General features: G+C 67.5%; 14 protein-coding genes. 10 read left to right on the forward strand and 4 right to left on the reverse strand.

Features of this window, described 5'->3' with window-relative positions:
- Nucleotides 1-6: 6 nt before the first annotated feature.
- On the reverse strand, nt 7-963 hold the full coding sequence (locus ABH900_RS06220; RefSeq protein WP_429622034.1) for an HlyD family secretion protein: 957 nt from the start codon (nt 961-963) through the stop codon (nt 7-9).
- Between the two features lie 395 nt (nt 964-1,358).
- Between ABH900_RS06220 and ABH900_RS06225 the strand changes: the two genes are divergently transcribed.
- The 6 genes from ABH900_RS06225 to ABH900_RS06250 all read left to right on the forward strand — a co-directional run bounded on the left by ABH900_RS06225 (nt 1,359) and on the right by ABH900_RS06250 (nt 6,718).
- Nucleotides 1,359-2,345 carry a PhoH family protein gene (locus ABH900_RS06225; RefSeq protein ID WP_429622035.1) on the forward strand — a complete coding sequence of 329 codons (987 nt, stop codon included), beginning with the start codon at nt 1,359-1,361 and terminating at the stop codon, nt 2,343-2,345.
- Entirely contained in the window at nt 2,342-2,827 is a 486-nt protein-coding gene (gene ybeY, locus ABH900_RS06230) for an rRNA maturation RNase YbeY (RefSeq protein WP_014036587.1), read from the forward strand. Before ABH900_RS06225 ends, ybeY begins: the two co-directional genes overlap by 4 nt.
- Before the next feature lie 102 nt (nt 2,828-2,929).
- On the forward strand, nt 2,930-3,496 hold the full coding sequence (locus ABH900_RS06235) for a hypothetical protein (RefSeq protein ID WP_429622336.1): 567 nt from the start codon (nt 2,930-2,932) through the stop codon (nt 3,494-3,496).
- 64 nt (nt 3,497-3,560) lie between these two features.
- Nucleotides 3,561-4,442, forward strand: a complete 882-nt coding sequence (locus ABH900_RS06240) for an HlyC/CorC family transporter (RefSeq protein WP_429622036.1) — start codon at nt 3,561-3,563, stop codon at nt 4,440-4,442.
- Nucleotides 4,439-5,689: a DUF4105 domain-containing protein gene (locus ABH900_RS06245; RefSeq protein ID WP_429622037.1), complete on the forward strand. Its 1,251-nt coding sequence runs from the start codon at nt 4,439-4,441 to the stop codon at nt 5,687-5,689. Before ABH900_RS06240 ends, ABH900_RS06245 begins: the two co-directional genes overlap by 4 nt.
- Nucleotides 5,690-5,695: 6 nt before the next feature.
- On the forward strand, nt 5,696-6,718 hold the full coding sequence (locus ABH900_RS06250; protein WP_429622038.1) for a magnesium and cobalt transport protein CorA: 1,023 nt from the start codon (nt 5,696-5,698) through the stop codon (nt 6,716-6,718).
- Between the two features lie 300 nt (nt 6,719-7,018).
- On the opposite strand, the gene ABH900_RS06255 is transcribed toward ABH900_RS06250, so the two are convergent.
- Entirely contained in the window at nt 7,019-8,077 is a 1,059-nt protein-coding gene (locus ABH900_RS06255) for an NAD(P)-dependent alcohol dehydrogenase (RefSeq protein WP_429622039.1), read from the reverse strand.
- Nucleotides 8,078-8,184: 107 nt separating this feature from the next.
- Here ABH900_RS06255 and ABH900_RS06260 point away from each other — a divergent pair, with 107 nt between their 5' ends.
- Nucleotides 8,185-9,069 carry a LysR family transcriptional regulator gene (locus ABH900_RS06260; RefSeq protein WP_429622040.1) on the forward strand — a complete coding sequence of 295 codons (885 nt, stop codon included), beginning with the start codon at nt 8,185-8,187 and terminating at the stop codon, nt 9,067-9,069.
- Nucleotides 9,070-9,193: 124 nt separating this feature from the next.
- Here ABH900_RS06260 and ABH900_RS06265 read toward each other — a convergent pair whose 3' ends face one another.
- Nucleotides 9,194-9,856, reverse strand: coding sequence for a TetR/AcrR family transcriptional regulator (locus ABH900_RS06265; RefSeq protein ID WP_429622041.1), 663 nt, complete (start codon nt 9,854-9,856; stop codon nt 9,194-9,196).
- A 75-nt stretch (nt 9,857-9,931) separates the two neighbouring features.
- Here ABH900_RS06265 and ABH900_RS06270 point away from each other — a divergent pair, with 75 nt between their 5' ends.
- Nucleotides 9,932-10,627, forward strand: a complete 696-nt coding sequence (locus ABH900_RS06270) for a DAPG hydrolase family protein (RefSeq protein ID WP_429622042.1) — start codon at nt 9,932-9,934, stop codon at nt 10,625-10,627.
- Between the two features lie 121 nt (nt 10,628-10,748).
- Here ABH900_RS06270 and ABH900_RS06275 read toward each other — a convergent pair whose 3' ends face one another.
- Nucleotides 10,749-11,852 carry an alkene reductase gene (locus tag ABH900_RS06275; RefSeq protein WP_429622043.1) on the reverse strand — a complete coding sequence of 368 codons (1,104 nt, stop codon included), beginning with the start codon at nt 11,850-11,852 and terminating at the stop codon, nt 10,749-10,751.
- A 133-nt stretch (nt 11,853-11,985) separates the two neighbouring features.
- On the opposite strand from ABH900_RS06275, the gene ABH900_RS06280 reads away from it, so the two are divergent.
- Together ABH900_RS06280 and frmR are read left to right on the forward strand one after the other, a co-directional pair.
- Entirely contained in the window at nt 11,986-12,891 is a 906-nt protein-coding gene (locus ABH900_RS06280) for a LysR family transcriptional regulator (protein ID WP_429622337.1), read from the forward strand.
- A gap of 70 nt (nt 12,892-12,961) precedes the next feature.
- Nucleotides 12,962-13,237: a formaldehyde-responsive transcriptional repressor FrmR gene (gene frmR, locus ABH900_RS06285; RefSeq protein WP_005411009.1), complete on the forward strand. Its 276-nt coding sequence runs from the start codon at nt 12,962-12,964 to the stop codon at nt 13,235-13,237.
- The last annotated feature ends 5 nt before the right edge of the window (nt 13,238-13,242 follow it).

Here is a 13,242-nt window from a genome sequence, read left to right on the forward strand (position 1 = left end):
CGGTGTTCAGAAGCTCACCCGCACCGGCAGGCCGGCCGGTAGCTTCTGCATGTCGCTGCTCCCGTCCACTTCGATCTCGGCCAGATAGCTCAGGCGTTCAATGTCATCACCGGTCAGGGCGTAGTACGGCGTAAATGAAGGCTCGCTGCGGATCGCGCGCACATGCCCCTTGAGGACAGTGCCACCCCCTTCCAGCTGTACCTGCGCCGCCTGCCCGACCTTCACCTGCAGGCGCAACGGCTGTGGCAGGTAAACGCGCGCATAGGGACGGTCGCCGACCAGCATCACCGCCAGCGGTGCCCCGACCGGCGCCTGGTCGCCCTGCCGGTAGGGCAAGGCGTCGACCACGCCGTCGCGAGGCGCACGCAGCTGCAGCTTCTGCAGGTTCACGCCCTGCACCACCTGCTGCGCGTGCGCGGCGTCCGCTGCGGCCTGTCCCTGGGCGATGTCCTGCGCACGGCTGCCGTGCACCAGCTCCAGCCAGGCCTGCTCGGCGGCACGCGCGCTGGCCTCGGCATTGCCCGCGGCGGCACGGGCGCGGTCGAGCTCGGCGGCGGCGATCAGGCGCTGTCGCGCCAACGGTTGCACCCGCCGGTAGTAGGCACTGGCTTCTGCAGCCTGCGCGCGCAGTGCGGCCAGCTGCGACCGGGCCTGCGCGATCTGCTCCTGGCGCGGGCCGATCTTCAGTTCCTCCAGCTGCGCCTGGGCACGCACGGTGTCGGCCTGCGCAGCGGCGAACTGCGCATCGCCACGGGCCGGGTCGAGCTGCATCAGCAACGCCCCGGCCTTGACCGGCTGGCCCTCGCGCACCTCCACCGTGGCAATCACTTCAGCCGCCGGTGCCGGCACCGTGATCCGATCCCACTCCAGCGTACCCAGCGCGGCCGGCGGCGCCTGTCCACACCCCGCCAGCAGGCCGAGGCCCGCCAGTCCGACTCCCTGCATCCCTTTGCCGATGCCCATGCCATCCCCTCCTGCGACGGCGCCACGGTGCCATGCGACCTGTGCACCCGCAATGATCCCGATCAGCCCTGACGGTTTTTTCACCACCCCACGGCAACGCCCTTGCCACAAGGCTCCGCGCCACCTATCCACAGGTTCGCTGCACTGCCGTCCACATCGCATGTGGAAAACCAGCGCAACGCTGACCATATTTTCACCACGGCATCATTTGCCTTGTGGCACAAGCGCTGCGAAGGACTATCCACAGCTTTCTGCAACGTCGGTCCACACGGACTGTGGAGAACCGTGCGGAGCACCACGCTCCGACGCCCATGCTGGCCGCCTGCCCGGCACGCGCGTAACCTTGTCATCCCGAGTCCATCGCGGTGGACGGCGAACCCGCCCCACCCCAAGCAATGAAAAGCATCGAGCATCGAGACTTCACCCTGTCGCCGGAAGACAACGAGCGACTGGCCAACCTGTGCGGCCCCTTCGATGGCCACCTGCGCCAGATCGAGCTCAAGCTCGGCGTGGAGATCGCCAACCGTGGCTTCGTGTTCCGCATCAGCGGGCCGAACGAGGCCATTGTCGAAGCCCAGAAGCTGGTCGAGGCACTGTACGCCGAAGCCGGCGAGACCACCTTCGACAACCATGCCATCCACCTGCGCCTGGCGCAGGCCAATATCGAGCAGATCGCCGAGCGCTCCTATGACGCGCAGGACGTGGCGATCAAGGTCAAGCGCGGTACGGTGCGCGGCCGCGGTGCCAACCAGGGCCGCTACCTGCACCAGATCGCCACCCACGACATCAATTTCGGCGTCGGCCCGGCCGGCACCGGCAAGACCTTCCTGGCCGTGGCCAGCGCGGTGGAAGCCCTGAACGAATCGCGGGTGCAGCGCCTGATCCTGGTACGCCCGGCGGTGGAGGCCGGCGAGAAGCTCGGCTTCCTGCCCGGCGACCTGAGCCAGAAGGTGGACCCTTACCTGCGACCGCTGTACGACGCCCTGTACGAGATGATGGGTGTGGAGAAGGTGGTCAAGCTGCTGGAAAGGAACGTCATCGAGATCGCGCCGCTGGCCTACATGCGTGGCCGTACGCTCAACGATGCGTTCGTGATCCTGGACGAAGCCCAGAACACCACCATCGAACAGATGAAGATGTTCCTGACCCGCCTCGGCTTTGGATCCACTGCGGTCGTGACCGGCGATCTGACCCAGACCGACCTGCCCAAGCACCTGAAGTCCGGCCTGCGTGATGCCATCGACGTGCTGCGCGATGTCGACGGCGTCAGCTTCACCTTCTTCGAATCGCGCGACGTGGTCCGGCATCCGCTGGTGGCACGCATCGTCAGTGCCTACGATCGCCGCGACCTGCATCAGATCCAACCTGGAGCAACTCCATGACCCGTGGTCCCGTGCGACTGGACGTCGCCGTCAGCTATGCCCTGCCGCGCACAGGCCTGCCGGCGGCGGTGAGTTTCCGCAAATGGGTGGCAGCGGCCCTCAAGGGCCGCATCCGCGAGGCCGACCTGGCCATCCGCGTGGTCGATGCCAAGGAAGGGCAGTCGCTGAACCGCCACTACCGGGGCAAGGACTACGCCACCAACGTGCTCAGTTTCCCGGCCGAGGTACCCGAAGGCCTGCCCAAGGGCGTCAAGTTCCCGCTGCTGGGCGACCTGGTGATCTGTGCACCGGTGGTGGCGCGCGAGGCCGATGAACAGGGCAAGGCGCTCAACGCCCACTACGCGCACCTGACCGTGCATGGCGTGCTGCACCTGCTCGGCTGGGACCACGAAGACGACAAGGAAGCCGACGCGATGGAACAGCTGGAGCGCGAGATCCTGGCCGAGCTCGGCATCGCCGACCCGTACGCCGGCGAGCGCTGAACCTGCCTTTGTAGCGCCGAGCCTGCGCTCGGCAGCTTCCACCGGACCTGACCGAAATGCAGCCGAGCATGGGCTCGGCGCCACAACGGAAACCTCTTCGTGCTGCTGCGTACTGCCCTGCCCCTGCTGCTTGCCGCATCCGCCCCGGCCTCCGCGCTGGACCTGCCGGCCCTGATCGAATGCCGCCAGAGCGTGGCCGAGCGGGCCGCGCTGGCGCCCCTGCTGGACGACCCGCTCAAGGCCGTGGCCCAGGGCCTGCAGCCGTTGCCGCAGGGCAACCGGTTCATGAGCGAGTACCGGCTGGCCCAGCCGATCACCGTATTCGGCAGCCGTACCGAGCTCGTTGCGGTGGCCGGATCCAGCGTGATGGCCATCCTCGACGAGGCCGACCCGCGTCCGCTGGCCCAGCGGCTGGGGCTGGAGACCGGCTACGACCAGGACGGCAAGTTCATGGCCGGCCGCGAGCTGGTCAGCCGCGATGTCGCCGATGCGAAGAGCGGCGAGGCCCGGATCGAGTCGATCATTCTCAGCGTCTCCACCGTCGCCTCCCACCCCGGCAGGACCCTGGCCGGCTGCACCTACAGCCTGGACCTGCCCGAGGAACAGGCGCCGGCCCGCCCTGAACTGGCGCCGCCGCCGATCACCGGCCCCGGCGGCGACGGCCACTGACAGGCCCCCACATCCTGCTAGACTTGGGCCAACGCCCGGCTTGCCGGGTGCCCTTTTTCCAGAGATGTCAGAAGACGACAGTAGTAGCTCCTCGCAGGAGCCCAGTGAAAAGAAGCGCGGCTGGCTCGAACGCCTGACCTCCGCCTTCTCCGGCGAACCCCATACCCGCGACGAGCTGGTCGCTGTGCTGCACACCGCGCAGGAAGAGGGACTGATCGCCGCCGATACCTTGAAGATGATGGAAGGTGCCATTTCGGTCGCTGAGCTGACCGTGGGCGACGTGATGATCTCGCGCTCGCAGATGGTCTCGCTGCCGGTCGAGGCGCCCTTCCTGGAACTGATGAAGCAGGTGGTCGAATCCGGCCATTCGCGCTTCCCGGTGCACGGCGAGAACAAGGACGACATTCTCGGCATCCTGCTGGCCAAGGACCTGCTGCGCGGCGTGGTCGCCGACAACGGCCCGGCCAACGTGCGCGAGCTGCTGCGCCCGGCGGTGCTGATTCCCGAGGCCAAGAAGCTCAACGTGCTGCTGAAGGAATTCCGCCTGTCGCGCAACCACATGGCGATCGTGGTCGACGAGTACGGCGGTGTCGCCGGCCTGGTCACCATCGAGGACGTGCTGGAGCAGATCGTCGGCGAGATCGACGACGAGCATGACGAGGCCGAGGATCCGTCGGCGCAGATCGCCATCCAGTCCGACGGCCAGTACGTGGTCGATGCACTGACCCCGATCGGCGACTTCAACGAGCGTTTCGGCGCGACCTTCTCCGACGAGGACTACGACACCATCGGCGGCCTGGTCACCGAGGCGGTCGGTCATCTGCCGGAAGTCGGCGACGAACTGGCACTGGACCGCTTCCTGTTCCGTGTGGCCCGCGCCGACGCGCGCCGGGTGCAGGCCTTCCACGTGACCGTACTGGCGCCGGACGCGCAGGACGACGCTTGAAGCGCCGCGGCCTCCTCCTGACGGTGTGGCTGGCACTGTGCGTGCTGGCCATGACCCTGCCGTTGGCCGCGTCCGCGCAGCCGGCGGCGGCCGCGCCTGGCACGCCCACTGCCAGCACCGAAGCGCCGGTCCCGCGCATCGGCGTGGTGACCATGCAGCCGGGCACGGTGTTCTTCGAACGCTTCGGCCACGACGCCATCGTCGTGCTCGATCCGGTCAGCGGCGAGGCGACCTCGTACAACTTCGGCTACTTCGATCCGTCCGAGGAGGATTTCATCGGTCGCTTCGTGCGCGGCGACATGATGTATTACCTGGTGGCGCTGCCGCTGCAGCAGGACCTGTCGTACTACGACGAGACCGGCCGCGGCGCCAGCGTGCAGTGGCTGGACCTGCGCCCCGACCAGGCGCGTGCCCTGGCCGCCGACCTGGCCGAACGGGCCAAGCCGGAAAATGCGCGCTACCACTACGATTACTACACCGCCAACTGCGCCACGATGGTGCGCGACAGCCTGGACAAGGCGCTCGACGGTGGCCTGCAATCGCAGCTGTCGGGGCGCTCGCGCGGCAATACCTACCGCAGCGAATCGGTGCGCCTGGCCTCGCCGGCACCGTGGATGTGGCTGGGCTTCGATCTTGGCCTGGGGCCGTTCGCCGACCAGCCACTGTCGCGCTGGCAGGAAGCCTTCGTGCCGATGCGCCTGGCCGACGCGCTGCGCCAGGCCCGCAACAGCGATGGCCGCCCGCTGGTGCAGTCCGAACAGGAACTTCTGCCGCACCGCATTGATCCGGAGCCGAAGGAATCGGCGCGCCGCTGGTGGCCGTGGCTGCTGCTCGGCCTGGCCGTGGCCGGCGGTGTCCTGGCGCTGCGCAGGCGCCCACGCCTGCTGGCCGGGCTGGCCCTGCCGTTCTGGCTGCTGAGCGCCCTGTTCGGCGGCGTGCTGGTGTTCCTGTGGGGCTTCAGCATCCACTACGCCGCCTGGGCCAACCGCAACCTGCTGCTGCTTTCGCCGCTGGCGGTGCTGCTGCTGCCGGGTGCGATCGCCCTGCTGCGCCGGCGCGTGCCAGGACGCATGTTCAGGATCGTGCTGTGGCTGCTGGCGATCCAGGCGGTGGCTGCGCTGGTGCTGCACTGGCTGAGCCTGCAGGCGCAGTACAACACGCAGTGGATCGTGCTGCTGCTGCCGGTCCATGCGGCGCTGGCCTGGGTGCTGGGGCGTCGTCCTCACTTGTCCGAAACACGGCGCTGACGCACGATGGCGGGCATGTCATTGCCCGCCTCCGCTTCGGCCCCCGCTTCGGCCAACCCCACCTGCGTCATCAACTGCGTCCACTACGATGACGAAGGCAAACGCCACGACATCAGCCTGGACGCCATCAGCGATGTCATCGCCAGTGGCAACGGCTTCGTCTGGGTCGGCCTGTACGATCCCAATGAAGATGTGCTGCTGAAACTGCAGGAGGAATTCTGCCTGCACGACCTGGCCATCGAGGATGCGCGCAACGCGCACCAGCGGCCCAAGGTCGAGACCTACGGCAACTCGTTGTTCGTGGTGGTCACCACTGCGCAGATGGTCGAGGAGCGCATCCAGTACGGCGAAACCCACGCCTTCCTCGGCCCGCGCTTCCTGGTAACCGTGCGCCATGGTGCATCGCTGTCCTACGCGCCGGTGCGTGCGCGGGTGGAGCGCGAGCCGCAGCTGTTGAAGATGGGACCGTCGTACTGCCTGTACGCCGTCGCCGACTTCGTGGTCGACAACTACCTGCCGATCGTGCACCGCTTCCGCGACACGCTGGATCTGCTGGAAAAAGACATCTTCGCCGACAACTACAAGCGCAGCACCGTGGTGCGCCTGTACGAGCTCAAGCGCGAACTGAACAAGATGCGCATGGCGGTGGCGCCGCTGCAGGATGTGCTGGCGCAGATCAGGCGGTACCAGGGCGACCTGATCCCGGACGAAGTGAAACTGTACGTGCGCGACGTGCACGACCACGCGGTGCGCATCAGCGATGTGATCGACACCCTGCGCGAGATGCTGGGCACCGCGCTGAGCGTGAACCTGTCGCTGGTGACGCTGGCGCAGGGTGAGACGGTCAAGCGTCTTGGTGCCTGGGCCGCCCTGCTGGCCGCGCCGACGCTGATCACCAGCTGGTATGGCATGAACTTCAGTCACATGCCGGAGCTGAGCGAACCGTGGTCCTACCCGATGATGATCGTTGGCGTGGGCGGCGTATGCGTGGGCCTGTACCGGTTGTTCAAGCGCGCTAAGTGGTTGTAGGGCGTATCGACCAACGGTCGATACCCACCAAACCGGCAGGCCACGACCGTTGGTCGTGGCACAAAAACCCGGTAGTGGGGGGGGGGGGGGGGGGCCCCCCCCCCCACCCCCCCCCCCCCCCCCCCCCCCCCCCCCCCCCGCCCCCCCAAACAACAGGGGGGGGGGTGGGGGGGGGGGGGGGCGGGGGGGGGGCGGGGGGGGGGCGGGGGGGGGGGGGGGGGGGCCGCCCCGCCCCCGGCACTACCTGCAGAAAAAACCCCGGCATCGCCGGGGTTTTTTCGTTTTGCGCAGCGCCGGCTGTCAGGCGGCGTTCGGCAGCGTCGCCATGTCGATCACGAAGCGGTAGCGCACATCGTTCTTCGCCATGCGCTCCCAGGCCTCGTTGACGTTCTTGATGTCGATCATTTCGACGTCGCTGACGATGCCGTGCTCGGCGCAGAAGTCCATCATTTCCTGGGTTTCGGCCATGCCGCCGATTGCCGAGCCGGTCAGGTGCTTGCGGCCGAAGATGACGCTGCCACCGGTCAGCGGCGGGTCCAGTTCGGTCAACACGCCGACCAGGCACATGGTGGCCTCGCGCTTGAGCAGGCCCATGTACGGGTTGGTGTCATGGCCGACCGGAATGGTGTTGAGCAGGAAGTCGAAGCTGCCGGCGTGCGCCTTCATCTGCGCGGCATCGCGCGAGACCAGCACTTCATCGGCGCCCAGGCGCTTGGCGTCGGCACCCTTTTCCGGCGTGGTGGTGATCATCACCACGTGCGCGCCGAGCGCCTTGGCGAACTTCACGCCCATGTGGCCGAGGCCACCGAGGCCGATCACGCCGACCTTCTGGCCTGGGCCGACCTTCCAGTGGCGCAGCGGCGACCAGGTGGTGATGCCGGCACACAGCAGCGGGGCGGCGGCCTTCAGGTCCAGGGTATCGGACACCTTCACCACGAAGCGCTGTTCGACCACCACGTGGTCGGAATAGCCGCCGTAGGTCGGCGCGCCGCTTTCGCGTTCGCGGCCGTTGTAGGTCCAGGTTGCACCTTCGGCGCAGTACTGCTCCAGATCGTGCTCACAGGCATCGCAGTGGCGGCAGGAGTCGACCATGCAGCCGACGCCGGCGTGGTCGCCGACCTTGAAGCGGGTGACGTTGCTGCCGACCTCGGTCACGCGACCGATGATCTCGTGGCCCGGCACCATCGGGTAGATCGAGCCGCCCCAGTCGTCGCGGGCCTGGTGCAGGTCGGAGTGGCAGATGCCGCTGTACAGGATCTCGATGCGCACATCGTCCGGGCCGACCGCGCGGCGCTCGAAGTCGTACGGGATCAGCGGGTCGGTATGTGAATGGGCGGCGTAACCACGGGCGAGGGACATGGGGAATCCTTGGCAGGGTTTGTCGAAAGGCGTTTTACAATACGCTGCGTACCCAGCGGCAAGAAGCCCGGATATCGGCATGATTCATCAAGTGAAACTGCACAATCATGGCCACTGACAACCTCTCGCATCTGGCCGCCTTCGCCGCGGTTGCACGCCATCGCAGCTTCCGCCGCGCCGGTGCCGAGCTGGCGCTGTCGACCTCAGCGGTCAGCTACGCCATCCGCGCGCTGGAAGAACGGCTGGGGGTGGGCCTGTTCCATCGCACCACCCGCAGCGTGGCCCTGACCGAAGCGGGGCAGCGCCTGTTGGAGCGTCTGCAACCGGCGCTGGGGCAGGTGCATGACGCGCTGGAAGAAATGAACCAGTTCCGTGCCGCGCCGGCGGGCCTGCTGCGCATCAATGCGACGCGCGCGGCGGTGGCGACGCAGCTGGGACCACGGCTGGCGCGTTTCCTGCACGCGCATCCGGACGTGCGGGTGGAGCTTACCGAGAATGATGGCCTGGTCGATATCGTGGCCGAAGGCTACGACGCCGGCGTGCGCCTGCACGAATTCGTGCCCGAGGACATGGTGGCGGTGCCGATGGGGCCGCCGCTGCGCGGGCTGATCGTCGGTTCGCCGGCGTATCTGCGGCGGCGTCCGGCGCCCCAGCATCCGCGCGACCTCGCCGCGCACGAGTGTGTGCGTTTCCGCTTCGCCAGTGGGCATCTGTACAAGTGGCAGTTCGAGCGCAACGGGCAGGCGCTGGAAGTCGACGTGCCCGGGCGGCTGACGCTGGGCGAGCAGGGCACGGTGGTCGGCGCGGTCCTTGATGGCATTGGCCTGGCGTACGTGTTGGAGGACACCGCGCGGCCGTACCTCGAATCGGGGCAGCTGGTGGCGGTGCTGGAAGACTGGAGCGAACCGTTCGCCGGCTTCGCGCTGTATTACCCGAAGCAACGGCAGATGCCCGGCGCGCTGCGCGCGTTCGTGGATATGCTGCGGGAGTGAATCGCAGTGAGTCGCATCCACGCATGGCGTGGATCTACTGACCATCGCCGCATGCCCATTTGGACCTCGCCATGCGTGGACGTCGTTGCACAGCAGATTCACGCCATGCGTGGATAAGGCCACGCTACGAAGCCTGCAGCATCGGTTCCATCAGGTGCAGGCACTCACACAGGTGCACATCCACCGACGCGTCTTCGGCAACCACGCCGATAGCGCGTTCGCGTAGGGGTTCGGCCACGGCCATGGACAGCACCAGACGCGCCATCCGTTCTGGATCACCGGCGCGCAGCAGCCCGCGCTGCTGCTGCCGCCGCAGCCAATCGGCCAGCAGTGCGCGACCGCGACCGATGCCGTTGTCGAGGTAGGCCCGCAGCAGCGCGTCCTTGCCCGGGAAGTCGGTGGTCAACAGGCGGAATACCCGCACCGCCTGCGCTGACAATGCCTGCGCGCACACCGCCTGCAGGATGTCGTGCAGCAATGGCAGTACCTCGTCGGCATCGCGTGCGTCGCGTTGCAGCTGCGGTGCGAAGCCGTCGGTCCACTCGCGAACCGCCAGCCCCACCAGCGCCTCGCGGTTGCTGGCGTGGCGGTACACCGTCTTCTTCGCCACCCCGGCGTGCGTGGCCACCGCCTCGATGGTAGTGGCCTCGTAACCCTGCGCCAGCAGCAGGTCCAGCGCGGCCTGCAGCACGGCGTGGCGGACCTCGGCTTCCGGTCGCGCGGGGCGTCCACGGCGGCGGGTCAGCGATGGGGGCTCGGGCAGGGCGGTGCTGTTCATTGCGCCCATCTTACCGCATTCGATCAATTGAGAAACGTTGTGCGTTTCCGTATTGTCCGATCTCCCCACTCTGCAGGAGACCCCATGGATACCCTCGCGAATGCACGCCCGTGGCTTGACCACCACGATCTACTCGACCCGGCACCGATGCACCTGGAGACCGGCATCCAGCGCCGCGAGGACGGCACTCTGTGGGTGGCGGTGCGTACCGATCTGCACGGCTGCAAGGGCCGCATGCTGGACTGGTGGTTCACCTTCTTCGAGACCACCCAGCACATCCGCTGGTGGCATCCGCTCGATCATGTCGAGCACCGTGGCTGGGACGAAGCCTGGCAGCGTGGACGCAGCTACCACGGCGCCAGCATCCACGCCGTGGAATCGCTGGCCGACATTCCGCCGGTAGCGGCGCGGCTGAAGTTCCATGACCCACGCACGTTGCTGTCGCCCGAGCGGCTGCAGGCGGCACAGGACGCGGGTACTGTGTCAGCGGTGATCGCCGCGCGCATCGGCTTCGGTGATCACGTGCGCCTGGACGCGCACGGTGATCCCTGCGATGGGCAGATGCTGCACGTCGCGCGCGACACGCCGTTTGGCTGCGTGCTGCGCAGCCGCTTCATGCTTGGCCTGGACAGCGCTGATCCGCAGTACGATGCCAGCGATGCGGTTGGCCTGGGCCTGCTCAAGCACTGCTATACCGAGTTCAGTTTCCTGTCGCGGCTGCTGCCGTCGCTGTACTACGGCGAGCGCGCCAACGGCGAAGCGGTGCCCCTGCCGTGGTGACTGGCAGGCCGCTCCACCGCGGTGGCAGCTGCTGCTTCCGGGCCCGCACGGCAGGAATCGCCGGCACCTGAAGCGAGGGGTCGGAACACTGGGATTGGCCGCTGTCCGACCCCTTGCGCGGTCAGCCCGCGGCCGGGTAATCCAGGTAGCCTTCCTCGCCGCCGCCGTAATAGGTGCTGCGATCGGGCGAGGCCAGCGCGATGTCGTGCCGCAGGCGCTCGACCAGATCCGGATTGGCGATGAATGGTTGGCCGAACGCGGCCAGATCGATGGTGCCGGCTTCGACCAGCTGCAGGGCGCGCGTGCGGGTCATGCCGCCGGCCAGGATCAGCGTGCCGCCGTAGGTCTGCTTGAACTGCTGCAGGAACGCCTCACCCAGCACCGATTCACCCTGCTGCAGATTGTCGTTGAGGTGCACGTAGGCCAGGCCGCGCTTGCCCAGTTCTTCGGCCAGGTACAGATAGGTGACTTCGTTGTCGGCGTAGTAGGGCATGTCGAAGGTGAGGTTGTTCGGCGCCAGGCGCACGCCGACGCGATGCGCACCGATGCGCTCGGCCATCGCATCGACGGTCTCCAGGATCAGCCGCGCACGGTTCGGCAGCGAGCCGCCATAGCGGTCCTCTCGCTGGTTGATGAGCGGGTTGAGGAACTGCTCGAACAGATAGCCATTGGCAGCATGCAGCTCGATGCCGTCGAAGCCGGCGGCGATCGCGTTGTTGGCGCCGCGCACGAAGTCGGCGACGATGCCGGGAATCTCTGCGGTATCCAGTGCACGTGCCGGGGTCGGGTCGGCATGGCCGCGGCTGCCGTCGGCCAGGTACACGAACGAGGTGTTCTTCGGTGCGCTGGCCACCGGGCGGGTGCCGGCGCTGACCGGCTGCCCGCCATTGGGCTGCAGCGACGCGTGCGACATGCGGCCGACATGCCAGAGCTGGGCGAAGATCGCACCCTGTGCCGCATGCACGGCCTCGGTGACGAGCTTCCAGCCAGCCACCTGTTCGTCGGACCAGATGCCCGGCACGTCGATGTAGCCCTGGCCCTGCGGTGAGACCGGCGTGCCTTCGCTGATGATCAGGCCGGCGCTGGCACGCTGCCGGTAGTACTGCGCGGTGAGTGCGTTGGCGACCGTACCGGGGTTGCGGGCGCGGGTCATCGGCGCCATCGCGATGCGGTTGCGCAGGGCGGTGCCTGCCAGGTCGAACGGTTGGAACAGGGCGGCGGTCATGTCGGTCATCTCGATGCGGGGGAGGGGCGCCGTCGGCGCCATGCATACAGGATGGAGTTGACATGCGGGCGCATAAAGCGCTTCGATCTCCCTGGGTACGGGACTATTTGTCCCCAATGGAGTGCGAAGAATGATACCGCCGCTGGAATCCTTGAATGGCCTGGTGACCTTCGTCACCACGGCACGCTCGGGCAGCTTCACCGAGGCTGCCGACGCGCTGGGCATCTCGCGCTCGGCGGTGGGCAAGGCCATCGCCCGGCTGGAAGCGCGGTTGGGCGTGCGCCTGTTCCATCGCACCACGCGGCGCATCGCGCTGACCACCGACGGCGAGGCCTACCATGCCTCCTGCGCAGCGGCGCTGGAGGAGATTTCCGCCGCCGAGGCCTGCCTCGGCTCGGGCGGCCTGCCCAGTGGGCGGCTGCGCATCGACATGCCGTCCTCGTTCGGTCGGCTGATGGTGCTGCCGGTGCTGCTTCGGCTGTGCCGGCAATATCCGGATCTGCAGCTGACGATGACCTTCACCGACCATTTCGTCGATCCGATCGAGGAGGGCATCGATCTGCTGATCCGCTTTGGCGGGTTGCATCACGCCGAGCACCTGGTGGCGCGACGGCTCGGGCGCCAGCGCCTGGTCACTTGCGCGTCGCCGGAGTATCTGCAGATGCACGGCGTGCCGCGCACCGTAGAGCAGCTGGCTGAGCACCGCAGCATCGTCGGCTTCCGCCACGGCCAGCCGGTGGCGTGGCGGATCGGCAGTGACGATGCGGAAGGGACGTTCATCCCCAATGCGGCCTACCAACTCAACGATGGCGATGCGGTGATCGAAGGCGCTCTTGCCGGGCTGGGCATCTGCCAGATGCCCATTTCACTGGTGCGCGGCCATCTGCAATCGGGTGCGCTGCAGTCGGTGCTGGATGCGCACATGCAGCGGTACATCGACATCCATGCGCTGTGGCCGCCGACCCGCCACCTGCGGCCGAAGGTGCGTTACGTGGTGGATGAACTGGCGCGGATGGCAGGTCAGGGCGCCTTCGACTGAGGCCCCGGGATTGAGTCCGGAAATGCGGTGTGTATACTATCCCCCAGTATAGTTTCTGGTTGGCCCCGCCATGCCGCACTCCCCCGAAGAGAAGAAGAAGGTCCTGGCCCGCGTGCGCCGCATCCGCGGCCAGTGCGATGCGCTGGACCGCGCGCTGGAAGCCGGAGCCGACTGCGGGCCAGTGCTGCAGCAGATCGCCGCCATCCGTGGCGCGGTCAACGGCCTGATGTCCGAGGTGATGGAGGCCCATCTGCGCGAGGAGTTCGGCCAGCCCGCGGCGTCTGATGAACAGCGCGCCGAACGCGTGCGCGACATGAGCGCACTGATCCGCTCTTACCTGAAATAAACGAC

Origin of the sequence: Stenotrophomonas sp. AN71, assembly GCF_050435725.1 — a bacterium.
Taxonomy (GTDB): Bacteria; Pseudomonadota; Gammaproteobacteria; order Xanthomonadales; family Xanthomonadaceae; genus Stenotrophomonas.

Bases quoted from the DNA above. Each gene is read 5' to 3' on its own strand.
- ABH900_RS06220 (WP_429622034.1), bottom strand. From the start codon at position 963: ATGGGCATCGGCAAAGGGATGCAGGGAGTCGGACTGGCGGGCCTCGGC.
- ABH900_RS06225 (WP_429622035.1), top strand. From the start codon at position 1,359: ATGAAAAGCATCGAGCATCGAGACTTCACCCTGTCGCCGGAAGACAAC.
- ybeY (WP_014036587.1), top strand. From the start codon at position 2,342: ATGACCCGTGGTCCCGTGCGACTGGACGTCGCCGTCAGCTATGCCCTG.
- ABH900_RS06240 (WP_429622036.1), top strand. From the start codon at position 3,561: ATGTCAGAAGACGACAGTAGTAGCTCCTCGCAGGAGCCCAGTGAAAAG.
- ABH900_RS06250 (WP_429622038.1), top strand. From the start codon at position 5,696: ATGGCGGGCATGTCATTGCCCGCCTCCGCTTCGGCCCCCGCTTCGGCC.
- ABH900_RS06255 (WP_429622039.1), bottom strand. From the start codon at position 8,077: ATGTCCCTCGCCCGTGGTTACGCCGCCCATTCACATACCGACCCGCTG.
- ABH900_RS06260 (WP_429622040.1), top strand. From the start codon at position 8,185: ATGGCCACTGACAACCTCTCGCATCTGGCCGCCTTCGCCGCGGTTGCA.
- ABH900_RS06265 (WP_429622041.1), bottom strand. From the start codon at position 9,856: ATGGGCGCAATGAACAGCACCGCCCTGCCCGAGCCCCCATCGCTGACC.
- ABH900_RS06270 (WP_429622042.1), top strand. From the start codon at position 9,932: ATGGATACCCTCGCGAATGCACGCCCGTGGCTTGACCACCACGATCTA.
- ABH900_RS06275 (WP_429622043.1), bottom strand. From the start codon at position 11,852: ATGACCGCCGCCCTGTTCCAACCGTTCGACCTGGCAGGCACCGCCCTG.
- frmR (WP_005411009.1), top strand. From the start codon at position 12,962: ATGCCGCACTCCCCCGAAGAGAAGAAGAAGGTCCTGGCCCGCGTGCGC.